Below are 14308 nucleotides of genomic sequence, written 5' to 3'. Positions count from 1 at the left end.
TGAAATGAATTAAGCATTAACCAATTTCATTTCAATAATTATACTTGGATTAAAGAGTTCCTAAGATATCAGAATCTCTCATAATTAAATACTCAGTACCTTCAATAGTAACTTCAGTGCCACCATATTTACTGTATAAAACCTGATCACCAACCTTAACACTTAATGGGATTAGATTTCCAGTTTGATCAGCATATTTACCAGGTCCTACAGCTACTACTATTCCTTGTTGAGGTTTTTCTTTAGCGGTATCAGGGATATAAATACCAGAAGCTGTTTTTTCTTCTGCAGCAGCAGCTTCAACAACTACTCTATCTGCATTAGGTTTAAAGTTTAAAGCCATAACTTATTATTGTTTTGTTTTTAGATTTATAAATGTAAAAGTAATTTAATTACGCACGAAGTACATATCAGTTTTTGTGCCAAGGGGCTTAAGCTTGACAAATTTACACAGCCTTGTCAGCTAATGGATTAAGGCAAACTATTTTTGTGTCAGAGTGGCAGGGGTAAAAAAAAGCCCGGAAGTGGTATTACTTCCGGGCTTTTGCATTCTTATAGAATATAAGAACTTATTTTTTTGTAGTGTCTGTTGCTGCTGGTGGCGTATTTGCCGGAGCAGGAGCAGTATTACCGCCACCAATTGGAGATGGAGTAGGAGTTTTGTCAAGTTGTTCCTGAATTTTAGAACCAGCTCCAGTTGCTGATGAGCCGCCTGATTTACCAATAGTTGTAATTGATAAAGTAAGCACTACAACAAGCGCTAATAAAACCCAGGTTCCTTTTTCTAAAACGTCACCTGTACGTTGAACGCCAAACATATTACTGCCAGATCCGCCTGTTGCCAGACCACCACCTTTAGGATTTTGTATCAAAACAAATAGCGCTAAAGCAATACAAACGATGATTAATAAAATAATTAAGAAAAGCATATTATGTTAGGTTGTTAAATTTTTTTTTCTATCGATTGAATAAGGTCGGCAAAGTAACGGCTTTTTTCTGGAAACATCAAACTTAATTTTTCATAAGTCTCTATGGCCTTGTCATAAAGCATCTGCTCAATATAGATGTTTGCCAGCGTTTCAGATACCAGGTCATTATGGTCCTCCGCACTTTTTTTGGCCTTATTCTCGTTATTTATTTGCTCTGGTTTAGGTGGACTTATCTGAGGCTCGTTCTTAATAAAGCTTTCAATAATTTCAGCTCCCTTTGAGCGTTGTTTAAACTCATTTGGCGAATATTCACTTTCTTCTTCATCAAATGGGCTCTGCATGTGAAATATATTCTCAACATATTGCTGCTGAAGCTCATTTGCTTTTTTATTTCTATCCGGTTTTTGCTCCTGCTCTTGCTTAACATGCTTGGGCGAAGCGTAAGGTTGAAATATTTGCTGATGCTCTTTTCTTGTTTTAGCAAGCCACCATAAAAATGTGTAAGGAAGCTGATCATCATCATATTTACTGATCACAATCGTATCATCTTCTTCAACAGGCTCTTCTTCTTTATATTCCTCAATTTGATTCTCAGTAACTTCCGAAGTTTCTGTTACTGGTTCAACTTTGAAATTTTCCTGAAAGGCGAAAAAATCTGTAGCTACAATGTTCTCTAAAACAAGATCATCCTCTGGGTTCTCTCTGTTTTCTTCAAGAGTAATCGGAGGTGTATCAGCGTAATGATAATCACTTATGTTTACTTCGCCAATTTCATCAAATACTTCCTGGTCATCGCTTATCTTTTGTTCTTCCAATTCAGAAGGAACTTCATCAATTACAAATTCGTCTAAGGTTTCAGGGTTATTACCGAAAGATTCTGAAGGTGAATAGCTGACAACGTTGAAACCTACTGGCTCTAAGCGTTCTGTTTCATGAATAAAATTATGGAGTAGCTGTCCATTCGTGTACAGGGCAGCAGTAGCAAGATTGGCATTGCCCTCATCTGTATTCAAAGTGGCTTTTGCCAGCAGCAGATGAACGGGTTGAAAATAAGGATACTGCTTAACGAGATCTTGAAGCATAACTGTGTCATCCTGAGATGTTTTCTCAGGTACAGCAATTAATCTTGTTAGCTGTTCTTTAATATTCATATCCTGCTCCACGATGCTAAGTTAATAATTGATCTCTATTTTGACCTACCATTGTGCAAAAGCCCTGTTAAAAATATCCTCAATAAGCTGAGCAGTAACATCTTTAATTAAAGCAGGTTCTTGTGCTTGCAGGTTTCCCGCCAGTTTAAAATCTTTATAACGCTCAAAAGATTGCTCAAAGCTTTGTTTGGGATCAAGATTGTTTACGTATTTTACATTAACCGTTATCGATAGCCTGTTTGCACCTGCTGTAGGTTGCTTGTTGTCTGTTATGGCTACAGGGGTGATGCTATATCCGGTAATATTTCCAGAAAAAACACCTTGAGCATCATTCTGTGTAATACTTAAGTTGGTTTGGTTCCTGATACGTGTTTTCAATTCCTCTGTAAATTGTGAGCTTAAGGAAGCTACTACTAAAGGGGCATTGTTTTCAAAAACCTTAACGCTGATTGTTTTCATTTCAGGAGGAATGGAAGTTCCTTTTAGCCCTACTGTACAGCTACTAAAAAAGAATAGTAATATGATTATAGATAGATTTTTCATCCTTAGTTTAAATTCAATTCTTTAATTTTTCTATATAACGTACGTTCGGAGATGCCTAATTCCTGAGCAGCAAATTTGCGCTTTCCTTTGTGTTTTTTCAATGCTTTTTTGATCAGATCAGATTCCTTATCTATTAAAGATAGAGATTCCTCAACTTCTTCTGCTTCATGGGTATAGTTGTAATCCACAGGAGCATTTTGAACAGGCTTTTTAATAGTAAGGGTGGCTTGCTCATTGCCATAAGTCTGATCCACCTCCTGATAAAGCTGATTGATATAATGAGGGTTGTCTGCCATGATGTGCGAAGTATTTCCTCCACTCTGAATGATTTCTGCTACCAGCTTTTTCAATTCCATCATATCTTTTTTCATATCAAAAAGAACCTTGTAAAGAATATCTCTTTCTGTATAATCTTCTTTCGTATTCCCGTTAATTGCTACAGGTAGATTTGTGGCGCTTTCATTAGGGATGTAGTTCAGCAAAGCTGCTGCTGTAACATTCCGGTCTTTCTCCAGAACACAGATCTGTTCGGCAATATTTTTTAACTGACGTACATTTCCCGGCCAACTGTAATTGCTCAAAATCTGTATTGCTTCAGGCTCAAGCTGTATGCCCGGGCTGCGGTATTTATCACTAAAGTCTGCAGAGAATTTTCTGAATAATAAATAAATGTCTTCTTTGCGTTCGTGCAAGGCAGGAATGCGCAATGGAACAGTATTTAATCTATAATATAAATCTTCACGGAATTTACCAGATTTTACACGGTTATAAACATCAACATTGGTTGCTGCAATAATTCGTACATCTGTTTTTTGCACTTTGGATGAGCCGACTCTAAGGTACTCACCGCTTTCAAGGATACGTAACAAACGTGCCTGAGTACCTAAAGGCAATTCTGCAACCTCATCAAGAAAAATCGTGCCCCCGTTTGCTACCTCAAAATAACCTTTGCGGGCTTCATGGGCTCCGGTAAAAGATCCTTTTTCGTGGCCAAATAATTCAGAGTCAATGGTTCCTTCCGGAATGGCCCCGCAGTTTACAGCAATAAAGGCCCCGTGTTTGCGGGTGCTCATCTGGTGGATAATATGAGAGAAAACCTCTTTACCACTACCACTTTCACCCGTAATTAAAACAGACATGTCGGTTGGCGCAACCTGCCTGGCAATATCTATAGCCCGGTTTAATAGCGGAGAACCACCAATTATCCCAAAACGATTTTTTATGTCTTGTACGTCCAATGTAATCTGTGTTTAATTAAACAATTTCAGGCTCTTCAACTACAACAGTTCCTAATAAGGTTGCCGAGGTACAACGGTCTATGTGCACATAGACATATTGCCCTGCGCTAACACCTTCTGTTGCCGGGAAAACCACCATTGCATTCTGATCATTTCTGCCGCAGAAATCTTTATCTGATTTTTTTGAAGTCCCTTCCACTAAAATCCTAACAGTTTTTCCAACAAATTGTTGTAAACGATATAAAGAAGTTTCCTGTTGTTTAATCAGGATCTCACTTAACCTGCGTTTTTTAACATCTTCCGGAATATCATCTTCAAACTTACGTGCAGCAAGGGTTCCTGGTCGCTCAGAATAACTAAAGGTAAATGCGAAATCATATTTCACATAGTCCATAATGCTAAGCGTTTCCTGATGTTCTTCTTCTGTTTCTGTACAAAAACCTGCAATAATATCAGATGAAATTGCGCAGTCAGGAATGATATTCCTGATCGCATCAATCCTGTTAATGTACCACTCTCTGGTGTAAGTACGGTTCATTAATTCTAATACCCTGCTACTTCCTGATTGAATAGGCAAGTGTATGTAGTTGCATATATTATCGTATTTAGCGATGGTGTATAAAACTTCGTCGGTAATGTCTTTAGGGTGAGAAGTAGAGAAACGAATTCTTAAGTCAGGACTAATCAAAGCTACTTTTTCAAGCAATTGAGCAAAGTTAACTTCAATTTCAGTACTATCATCAGCATCGTTACCCTTCCATTTGTATGAATCTACATTCTGACCAAGTAAAGTAACTTCTTTATAGCCCCGGTCAAATAGGTCCTGAGCTTCCGCCATAATCGAATGTGGGTCTCTGCTACGCTCTCTACCTCTTGTAAAAGGAACTACGCAAAAAGAACACATGTTATCACAACCGCGCATAATAGAAATAAATGCGGTAATGCCATTCCCGTTTAACCTAACAGGACTAATGTCTGCATAAGTTTCCTCACGGGATAATAGTACATTTATAGCTTTATGACCACTTTCTACTTCACTTAGCAGTTGTGGCAATTCACGGTATGCATCCGGTCCAACAACTACATCAACCAATTTCTCTTCTTCAAGAAATTTTGATTTCAAACGTTCAGCCATACAGCCCAGAACACCTACAATAAGTTTAGGGTTTCTGCGCTTTTCGGCACCAAATTGCGATAGGCGGTTACGTACTCTTTGTTCTGCGTTTTCACGGATAGAGCAAGTATTTATAAATACTACATCAGCCTCCTTGTAATCACCAGTAGTTTCAAATCCCTGATCTAATAATATAGATGCAACAATTTCGCTATCCGCAAAATTCATTTGGCAACCATAACTTTCAATATACAGTTTGCGGCCATTGCGCACCAAAGGTGCATCAACAATTAAAGCCTCGCCCTGGCGCTCTTCATCATGTGTCTTATCTGTAAGCTGTAAATCAATCATAAATGGTCAATTGTTTTATGGGCTTCAAAAATACGTAATTTAATTTACAAATGACAAATTGGCAGAATGCTAAATGAATATTTTGTGACAATAGCCAGCCTTATTTCTCATTATGGCCTTGATATTGCAGGCTACACAAATATGACGTCCAATAAATCAGGAAAATACAAAGTAATAAAGTGGCTTGTGGGTATTCTTACAGCCTTGATCCTCCTAGTAGGGGGTGTTGCTCTATATTTTAGTGCAAAATGGAAGCCACTACTTACCGAAAAAATAAAAGATGGGGTTTACAACGGTTCTCAGAAACTTTATAGGATTAATTTTAAAGACATTCGCCTTAATCTGATCACCGGAAGTGCAGTACTCGATAGTGTTACTTTAACGCCTGATACTACAGTTTTTAATCAGCTAAAAGAACTTCAGCTTGCTCCTGCTAACTTGTTCCAAATAAAACTGGCGCGTCTACAGTTAAGCAGAATTGGTGTACTTACTGCCTACTTTAAGAAACGGATAAACATGAATTCCATCATTATGGAGCAACCCTCCATTAATATGATTCATTATAAAGTTGTCAAAAAAACAGATACCGCTGCAGATAAGCGCAGTTTGTATGATCAGATATCTAAAACACTAAAATCCATCCATGTAAAGGCCATTAAAATAATAGATGCCGACTTTGATTATATTAACGGAGCTACTTCTAAACCCTTAAATTCAATAAAACATCTAAATATCACTGTTAAAGATCTGCTTATCGATTCTCTTTCTAAGTCTGATACCACACGTTTTTATTATACAAAAGACATCAGTTTTGAATTAACAGGATATAGAGCTACGGGTAAAGATGGGATGTATACTACAAAAATAGATACAGTTGCTGGTTCGGTTAGTAATAAAAATATTCGTATAAAAGGTCTGCAAATGATCCCACTTCATCCAGACTTAGCATTTACCAGAAAATATAAATATGGTAAAGATCGGTACGATTTAAAATTTAATGAAATAACCTTTACAGGAGTAGATTTTAATAAACTAAGTGCTGAAGGCAGTTTATATGCAAGAGCCCTAAAGGTAGGCCCTGCAAATGCGGGCATTTTTGTGAATAGAGAATTGCCTCCTCCCCCTAATTTTGATAAGGCTCATAACTTCCCTCATATTGCACTTAAAAGATTACCTATTGAAACAATTATCGATACCGTTAAGTTATCCAATATCGATGTTGCCTATACAGAGTACAATCCGATCACTCAAAAAAGAGGAACGGTGTATTTCCAGAACCTGACTGGGAATATTCTCAATTTAACTAATGACTCAGTTAGACTTGCAAAGAACAACCATGCTATTGCAAATTTAACAGCACTGGTAATGAAAACCAGCCGGATTAAGGTTACTATAAATTTTAACCTAACAGCTAGAGATGCTTCTTTTACCTACAAAGGGAATGTAGGAGCAATGAACATGCTTGTTTTAAACCCAATGGCAAAGAACATGGGCTTAGTTGAAATAGAAAGCGGACAGATGCAGGGAACGGATTTCGATATTCAAGCCAATATGAAAGGTGCTTCGGGCATTGTTCATTTCTATTATAAAGACCTTAAAATAAAATTGCTTAAAGAAGGTGAAAATGGGGGAATAGGTAAGAAGAAAGGATTTTTATCTTTTCTTGCAAATAGTCTTTTAATTGAAGATGCAAATCCGGGCAAAGGAGCGGCACCAAGAACAGCCAGGGTTACTTTTGAAAGAACACCTGCTGCCTCGTTTTTTAATTTACTTTGGAAAGGTGTTTTTATAGGTATGAGGGAGACCGTTGGATTAGGCATTGTTCCCGTGAAAACACCCGAACAAGCAATGGAAAAAGTAAAGGATAAAAAACAGGAACGGCGCGAAAAAAGAGAAGAAAGAAAGAAGAAACGTGCCGAAAGAAAGGCCGAGAAAAAAAAGACTGATACCTAACGCCTGATGAATAAATTCGTATATTAGGTTAAACCACTAAGGCCTATGATCAAAAAAGTCCGAAAGAGTTATAGTACGCTTAAATGGGTTTCCGGGATCATGCTTTTCTTTATTTTACTGTTGGTTGCGGCATCCAGACACCTAAGCGTCAGGTTTCAACCAATAATTAAGGCACAAGTCAGAGACCTCGTTTTAAATGCCACGGACAGCTTGTATAGCATAGAATTTTCTGACGTCGGTACAAATTTTATTACGGGGAGAGCCTCATTGTCAGACGTTAAAATTACCCCCGATACTAATATTCTGAAAAAGATGGTTCGTCTAAAACACGCACCAAATAACATCTATTACATACAGCTAAAAGAGCTGGTTATAAAAAACTTTCATCCTATTGATCTGCTGCGATATAAAAAGGTAAAAATCGACCTCCTATTGTTTGATAATCCGGAAATTATAATGGTAAATAAACAGTTAGAGTTTAATGAACTCAAAAAGCCATTTTCTGATAAATCGCCTTATGACTACATTTCTAAATTTGTAAAGGAGCTTAAAGTAAAAACCATCGACCTTAAAAACATTTCCTTTAAATACGTTAATAAAAACCTAGCCAAACCAGAGATTGATTCCATTAAGAATCTAAATGTCACACTAAAAAACTGGTTGATCGATAAAAACTCAGTTAGGGATACCAGTAGGTTTTATTTGCTTAAAGACGTAGTCATAAATTTAAATAATTACACTTTCGCCACGCCCGATAGTTTGTATCATATCAATCTTAATCAGTTAGATTTTAGAGCATCATCAGGTAAGCTCAATATAAAGAGTTTTAGTGTTGTTCCACGGTACGATGAAATGAAGTTTGGAAAAACAGTAGGTTTTTCAAAAGACAGGTTTGATATTCAGATGAGTGACATTAGTTTAGAAGGCATTAATCTGCCTTTGTATGTTCGTAAACAGGAGCTTTACGCTACCGAGATGAATGTAAACAATGGCTCCGTATCCGTTTTTAATAATAATGAACTTCCTAAAAGAACCGAGATTAAAATAGGGAAATATCCTCATCAACTATTGCAAAAGGTTAAGGGATTGCTTACAGTTAAACAGCTTAATTTAAGTAATATAGATTTGACCTATGCGGAATTCGATAAGGATAGTAAGCAGAAGGGGAGAATCACCTTTGAAAAAACCTCAGGAAGCATAACCAACATAACCAATTCAGAAAAAATCAAAAATAAAAACCCCTATATGTTTGCTAAATTAACGAGCTACATGATGGGACAGGGTAAACTGGATGTGAATTTTAAGTTTAATCTTGCCGCAAATGATGGCGCTTTTTCTTACTCAGGAACTTTGGGCCAGATGGATGGAAGGGTGCTTAATAGAATTACCAAGCCGTTAGGAATGGTTGAAGTGAAAAGCGGGCACGTTAAAAAACTTGAGTTTAATATCGATGCAAATGAAACCCTTGCAACTGGTAAAGTCAAATTTGCTTTTAACGACCTTTCTGTAGCACTGCTTAAAAAAGAAGAAGGGCGTGATCATTTAGTTAAACAGGGGCTAATGTCTTTTTTGGCGAATGCAATGATTATTAATTCAGATAATCCTAAAACAGACGGTGTACTTATAGCGGCATCAATAAAATTTGAACGGGAAAAAACAGCTTCCTTTTTTAGTTTTATCTGGAAAACACTTTTTCAGGGGATAAAGTACAGTGTCGGTGTAACTCCACAAAAGGAAAAAAAGATAAAGGAACAAATAGCGAAATTCGAAAAAATAAAAGCTGACAGAGAAAAACGCAGACTTATCAGACAAAAAAGAAAAGCTACCCGAGAAAAGAGTAGCTTTTAATCCGTCAGTTTTAGTTTACTTTTAATAATTTACCTGCCAGGTCTTCCCATCTGTAATACTGAAATGTTTTGTTGTCACTCATCGCAACAAAAATTCCATGCTTAAAATCGGCATTAAGTGGTTTCGAGTAAATGTCTGAGCCATCACTCTGGTTGGTTGATACCTTAATACTTGTAATGAGTTGGTGGTCGTTCTTATTTTTTACACCTTCTCTGCTATAGACTTTAAAGTGGTTTGCACTTTGATCTGATACCAGGATGTAACCTGTTGTGTCCGTAGTTTTATAGATACTAATGCCCTCATTATCCTCAGTAAAACCCTCTTTGGCAAATAAGGCCAGCTCTTTATTCCCTTTAGCCGGATCAGCATAATATTTGCGAACGCCAAACTGCTCATCTGAGTAATAGATATAGCCCATCTCGTTGTCTACTGCAATCGACTCTATTTCTTTTTTGCCGCTGTAGTTTCCAAATTTGCGCTTCAGGGTTGCCTTGATGTGTCCTGTACCATCGTCTTCAAGCAAATATTGCCATAAATAAGAACCGTCTTTAGGCCCTGTTTTTCTACCGGCAATGGCATAGATTTCACCCTTAGGACTGGTGTACATTGCAATGCCCATCAGGTCTCTGTACATTTCACCTTTCTCACCTTCATAAACGGGAACACCACCATTATCGAGGGGCTTCATATCAGGTAGAGAATAGATGCGGAGTTTATGTGTCATTCTCTCTGTTGTAACTGCTATATCCGTCTTTTTACTTCCAAGCAGCAGACCATATGCGATATCAACGTTATTAGGTCGTTTTAATCCTTTTATAGTCTTGTCCTTAATGATCTTGCCTTTCAGATCAAACACATATAAACCGCCATTTTCGTCTTTGTCAGTTCCAATGATCAATGATTTTGAAGAATCTACCGGGTTAATCCATATTGCCGGATCATCAGAGTCAAATTGCACTGGTTCTGTAGTGTATAAAGGCTTTACCGCGTCATTGGTATCTGTTTTTTGTTGGGTGCAGGCCATGTTTATCGATATAAGCATCGCCGGGAATATAAATATCTGGGTGTATTTATTCATTGGGTATTAATTTAATATTTCTTATTCTTTAAAGTGGTAACTTCTTAATTAAACTAGTTTGTGCCATATGCACCAATGTAGCCAGATGGGTCAGGTGATTTATAGGTCACCCCATTTAAAACCAGTCCCGAAGCATAATGTCTGGTAAAGTTTGTTGTACCTTTTCCAAGCGCCGGAGAGCCTGGTTTTAAATGGAAATCCCATGCGGTATTAAAAGTTGCATTATCAACCGGAATGTTCAATGGGTAATTTATGAACATAGGATCATTATCCCCGGCTGTTTTGCTGATGATATCATTTGTCCCTGCAATGATCTCTTTTGTTGGTTGGAACTGATCTACAGTAACCTGATTAAATCCATAATAGTAATTATTCCCGAATACAGACCTATCGTCCTCTGGTTTTTTTGTATCTCTTTTAATTCCAAAACGAGTATTTGCAAACATATTGTTATAAACACTTACGCGTACCGTTGCCTCTACCCAGATAGATCCTCCCTTTGCTGTAGGACGTCGCCATCCTGTATTTACCATAGTATTGTTATAAACAACAATGTAAGCCTGCGGTGTGCGGTCGCCACTGTTTGATAACTTTAATGCATTGGTGTTTGTACTGTAAACTAAATTGTAAGCAACATCAGCCACACAGCCAGATTTCAAATTGATGGCCTCGCCACCAGTAACTCCAGTAGTGTAAAAGGAATTGTTTGCGAAAATTACTTTACCACCATCTATGTAAGTACAGTCTTCCTGCAGATTTCTGAAAATGCTATTTGTTACTACTAGTTTGCCATTTACATTCGAAAACCAAAGTGCTGGCAAGTTTTCACCAGCTACTGCCTTGTACAAGTGTTGCTTCACAGAAGTTGAAGCATCAGAAGTTGTTGCACCTGCATATTCTATTATCGTATGGTCAAGCAATAACTCCTCGCAGCTTGGTGCAGCAAGAATTCCTCCCCAAAGCCTTCCAAACTTTTTTGCTTCAGTTCTAAATTCCTCTGCAACTGTAAATTTTATTGGAAAATCTGCAGTACCCTGCGCATATAAATTTCCTTTTACAATAATCTCCGGCTTTGCAACAGTATCCATTACAATTGTAACGCCCTCTTCAATGGTTAAGGATTTGCCCTCTGGAATAATGATATCGCCTTTAATAAATTGTGTACTTCCTTTTAGCCAGATTCCCGAAACCTCACCGGTAACAGTCCCGTTTCCCGTATCAGGATCCACATCAATATTGGCCTTTTTGCATCCTGCAATAACTGATGTTAAAATGGCCAGATAGATAAACAAATGTTTTGCTTTCATTTTTTCTCTTTTATAATAAATAAGATTGATTTATAATTTATAGCGCAAGCCTAACAGGTACGTTTGCTCGTAATAGTCGTTGCGGATTAATGTTTTACCATCAAACTGATTCCCGGTATCTGCATTTGCCGGATTAATACCTTTAATAAATAACTTCGAAGGTGTGTTTAACAGGTTTCCCGCTTTTATGAACACACTAAGGTTTTTCTTGAATTTTTTCTCAGCAGAGGCATCCATCTGGATAAAGCCCTTTTGCCAAAGGTCATTATCAAGGAATTGTGATACGGTATTAATGCGCGGACCTGTATAGGAGCCGGCAACCTGGGCATCCCATCCACTTTTGGTGTTTTTATAGATAAGGGATAGGTTGGCGATATGTTCCGACTGTCCGTAAAGCGGACGCGATTGCAACACAGTGATTTTTTTAGAATCGTTGGTTTCGGGGTCTATTGTCAATAAATCCTTTGGTGTTGTAATTCTGGAATGGGTATAGGTATAGTTTGCCTTTATTCCAAACTGATTAATGAATTTTATGTAGTCAATTTCCAAGCCGTAGTTCCTTGCAGTTCCGAAATTACCTGGCAGATAATAGGTGTCCTGAGGGCGGATAGGGTCTGCCTGAAAGCTATATTCAATCGGGTTTTTAATCGCTTTATAAAACGTTCCAACCAATAGTTGATCATTACTATTTGGAAATAGCTCGTAGCGCAAATCAAAGTTATCCGCAATAGCGCGCTTAAGATCTGGATCTCCTTTTTCCTTGTAGTCATCCTGAACCACACCTCCCGGAATAAGTTCATAAAACCCGGGACGGTTTAAAGAGCGGAAGTACGATGCCCTTAACTGCTGCTTTCCACTCAGTTTATACTTCACATTTACAGATGGAAGAAAATCAGTATAAACCTGATTACCCTTCGGGCGAAGTTCTCCGGCAGGGAACAGCATTGCGTAACCCTGGTTTGTGTGTTCAACGCGTAACCCCCCAACTACCTCAACTGCATCCTTACTTATGTTAAACATCCCATAACCAGCAGCAAGTTTTTCCGAGGCATCATAAGTAAGGGGATTGTTTACGGCTCCACCCGGTGTTTGAACTGTCCAGTCTATCTCAGTATAATTATTAAAATCAACCCCATATTTAGCTGCGGTATTTACCGGAGTTAAAGTGTAATTGTTAAAGAAACTGCTGCGCTGCTTGTCGCGGTATAATCCTCCTGCAGAAAATTCTACTTTGAGTTGGCCAACAGGAACTTTATAGCTAATGTCAAGATATCCGGCTTTGTCTTCATCCGCGTTACGTTCCCAGCGATGCGTTGTGCCATTTGTTTTTGCAACAGTGCGAGTGTCAATAAAATTCTCGCGCTTTCCACTTAAGGTAATGGTTGTGTTATCTGGCACTTCATTTTTGGCAGACGAATAGACTGCCGACCACGAAATCTTCAACTTGTCCGGAATAATCTGATGATCTCCATGAAGCGTGCTGTTATAGATCTGTTGTTCCGTTACCCTCGATCGTGTAGCGTATTCCAACTGTGCTTTTCCTGCGGCTGGTTCATAGCCGGTAGAGAAATCTGTAGATTTTTCATCTCTAACCTGAATGTTATTCAGATCCACGTAGGCATTATAAAGACTTAGCTTATTGTTTTCGTTGAATGCGTAATCCAGCTTACCATGAAAACCATAGCGTTTCTGTTGTTCCGAATACTGGCGTTCGTTCATGCTTGTGATTGTTGCAAACTTATTTGATGCATTGGCTGCCGACGAGCGATAGAAAGTGCCGTTGCTACCACGATAGGTGTTCTGATAGCTTCCTGCAATAATTAACCCAAGCTTATTGTCAAGAAAACGTTGCCCTATAGATAAACCACCTACTAGGTTAGGAGCAGGGTGGCTCGACTTGTAATCTGCAGTACCTCTTGGAAAGTCTGCTTGCGTGGCTTTGTAATCCTTCCCGTTAAGCTCATATGGTGATTTACGATGAACTGAAGAGGCATCAAATGAACTAAAGCCCCGATCTATAAATAGCTGACTATAACCGCCTGCAAGGTTTGCATTGATCTGTAGCTTTTGCGGTGCATCTTTCATTACCATATTTACCACCCCACCTATGGCGTCGCCTTCAAGGTTTGGAGTCAAGGTTTTATATACTTCAAGCCTGTCCAAAAGTTCCGAAGGGAAAATGTCCAAAGGAACGTAACGGTATTTATTATCAGGGCTCGGTATTTTTATCCCATTAACCAGGGTATAATTGTATCTTTTGTCCATTCCTCTTAGAATAGCATATTGTCCGTCTCCACTATTACTCCTTTCAACTGATACACCTGAAACACGTTGAATAACATTTGCGACTGTCAGATCCGGAGAAATCTCCATCGCCTTGCCCGATACGACATTAATTAGCTGCGCAGATTTTTGCTCGATGCGTCTTGCAGTTTTTTCAGCCGAGCCATCATTTTTTGCCGAAATAACTACCTCACTTAATTCTTTCTCTTTCGTTTCAGACAGATAAATCCTGATCGTTGGATTATCCTCTTTAAGTATTGTAATCTGTTTAGATAAAACCTTATACATCACATAAGATACTTTTAATGTGAAGTTTCCTGCTGGTGGATGTTTGATCTCAAACGAGCCATCTAATCCCGTTAATACTGCCTTGTCAGTATTTTCCAGATATACTGATGCGCCTACTAAAGCTTCACCTGTTTTCTGATCAAAAACGTAACCTTTTAAACTGGTTGCACTGGCCGTGGCAGCACCAATTAATAAGCAAAAAAGAACTTGTAAAATTGACTTCAT

General features: G+C 38.2%; 11 protein-coding genes. 2 read left to right on the top strand and 9 right to left on the bottom strand.

The window, feature by feature from the left end; translation table 11 throughout:
- Positions 1-49: 49 nt before the first annotated feature.
- The 6 genes from groES to miaB form a co-directional block, all read right to left on the bottom strand.
- Positions 50-343, bottom strand: coding sequence for a co-chaperone GroES (gene groES, locus HQN86_RS15275; RefSeq protein WP_048907794.1), 294 nt, complete (start codon positions 341-343; stop codon positions 50-52).
- A gap of 226 nt (positions 344-569) precedes the next feature.
- Positions 570-929 (bottom strand): preprotein translocase subunit SecG, encoded by a 360-nt coding sequence (gene secG / locus HQN86_RS15270; protein ID WP_048907793.1) that lies wholly within the window; start codon positions 927-929, stop codon positions 570-572.
- A 14-nt stretch (positions 930-943) separates the two neighbouring features.
- Positions 944-2080, bottom strand: coding sequence for a hypothetical protein (locus HQN86_RS15265; RefSeq protein WP_216854417.1), 1137 nt, complete (start codon positions 2078-2080; stop codon positions 944-946).
- Positions 2081-2125: 45 nt separating this feature from the next.
- Positions 2126-2623 carry an LptE family protein gene (locus HQN86_RS15260; RefSeq protein WP_172661776.1) on the bottom strand — a complete coding sequence of 166 codons (498 nt, stop codon included), beginning with the start codon at positions 2621-2623 and terminating at the stop codon, positions 2126-2128.
- 2 nt (positions 2624-2625) lie between these two features.
- The gene (locus HQN86_RS15255) at positions 2626-3861 is read right to left on the bottom strand and encodes a sigma-54 interaction domain-containing protein (RefSeq protein ID WP_172661775.1); all 1236 of its coding nucleotides are present in this window, start codon (positions 3859-3861) and stop codon (positions 2626-2628) included.
- 16 nt (positions 3862-3877) lie between these two features.
- Positions 3878-5326, bottom strand: a complete 1449-nt coding sequence (miaB, locus tag HQN86_RS15250) for a tRNA (N6-isopentenyl adenosine(37)-C2)-methylthiotransferase MiaB (RefSeq protein WP_172661772.1) — start codon at positions 5324-5326, stop codon at positions 3878-3880.
- A gap of 66 nt (positions 5327-5392) precedes the next feature.
- On the opposite strand from miaB, the gene HQN86_RS15245 reads away from it, so the two are divergent.
- The gene (locus tag HQN86_RS15245) at positions 5393-7279 is read left to right on the top strand and encodes an AsmA family protein (RefSeq protein ID WP_246269623.1); all 1887 of its coding nucleotides are present in this window, start codon (positions 5393-5395) and stop codon (positions 7277-7279) included.
- A gap of 45 nt (positions 7280-7324) precedes the next feature.
- On the top strand, positions 7325-9127 hold the full coding sequence (locus HQN86_RS15240; protein WP_172661770.1) for a hypothetical protein: 1803 nt from the start codon (positions 7325-7327) through the stop codon (positions 9125-9127).
- A 10-nt stretch (positions 9128-9137) separates the two neighbouring features.
- On the opposite strand, the gene HQN86_RS15235 is transcribed toward HQN86_RS15240, so the two are convergent.
- Genes HQN86_RS15235 through HQN86_RS15225 form a run of 3 tightly spaced genes read right to left on the bottom strand, consistent with a single transcriptional unit; the run spans position 9138 to position 14308 of the window.
- Positions 9138-10205 carry a phytase gene (locus tag HQN86_RS15235; RefSeq protein ID WP_216854416.1) on the bottom strand — a complete coding sequence of 356 codons (1068 nt, stop codon included), beginning with the start codon at positions 10203-10205 and terminating at the stop codon, positions 9138-9140.
- Between the two features lie 53 nt (positions 10206-10258).
- Positions 10259-11512: a right-handed parallel beta-helix repeat-containing protein gene (locus HQN86_RS15230; protein WP_172661768.1), complete on the bottom strand. Its 1254-nt coding sequence runs from the start codon at positions 11510-11512 to the stop codon at positions 10259-10261.
- A gap of 30 nt (positions 11513-11542) precedes the next feature.
- Positions 11543-14308 carry a TonB-dependent receptor gene (locus tag HQN86_RS15225; RefSeq protein ID WP_172661767.1) on the bottom strand — a complete coding sequence of 922 codons (2766 nt, stop codon included), beginning with the start codon at positions 14306-14308 and terminating at the stop codon, positions 11543-11545.

Source organism: Pedobacter panaciterrae (assembly GCF_013204795.1).
In the GTDB taxonomy this organism is placed as follows: Bacteria; Bacteroidota; Bacteroidia; order Sphingobacteriales; family Sphingobacteriaceae; genus Pedobacter; species Pedobacter panaciterrae.
Note: the sequence above shows the minus strand (reverse complement) of the source record. Positions and strands in the feature narration are given on the sequence as shown.

Excerpts from the sequence above, each read along its gene's own strand:
- HQN86_RS15260 (WP_172661776.1), bottom strand. The coding sequence starts at position 2,623 with ATGAAAAATCTATCTATAATCATATTACTATTCTTTTTTAGTAGCTGT.
- HQN86_RS15240 (WP_172661770.1), top strand. The coding sequence starts at position 7,325 with ATGATCAAAAAAGTCCGAAAGAGTTATAGTACGCTTAAATGGGTTTCC.
- HQN86_RS15235 (WP_216854416.1), bottom strand. The coding sequence starts at position 10,205 with ATGAATAAATACACCCAGATATTTATATTCCCGGCGATGCTTATATCG.
- secG (WP_048907793.1), bottom strand. The coding sequence starts at position 929 with ATGCTTTTCTTAATTATTTTATTAATCATCGTTTGTATTGCTTTAGCG.
- HQN86_RS15225 (WP_172661767.1), bottom strand. The coding sequence starts at position 14,308 with ATGAAGTCAATTTTACAAGTTCTTTTTTGCTTATTAATTGGTGCTGCC.
- HQN86_RS15230 (WP_172661768.1), bottom strand. The coding sequence starts at position 11,512 with ATGAAAGCAAAACATTTGTTTATCTATCTGGCCATTTTAACATCAGTT.
- miaB (WP_172661772.1), bottom strand. The coding sequence starts at position 5,326 with ATGATTGATTTACAGCTTACAGATAAGACACATGATGAAGAGCGCCAG.
- HQN86_RS15265 (WP_216854417.1), bottom strand. The coding sequence starts at position 2,080 with ATGAATATTAAAGAACAGCTAACAAGATTAATTGCTGTACCTGAGAAA.
- HQN86_RS15245 (WP_246269623.1), top strand. The coding sequence starts at position 5,393 with ATGCTAAATGAATATTTTGTGACAATAGCCAGCCTTATTTCTCATTAT.
- groES (WP_048907794.1), bottom strand. The coding sequence starts at position 343 with ATGGCTTTAAACTTTAAACCTAATGCAGATAGAGTAGTTGTTGAAGCT.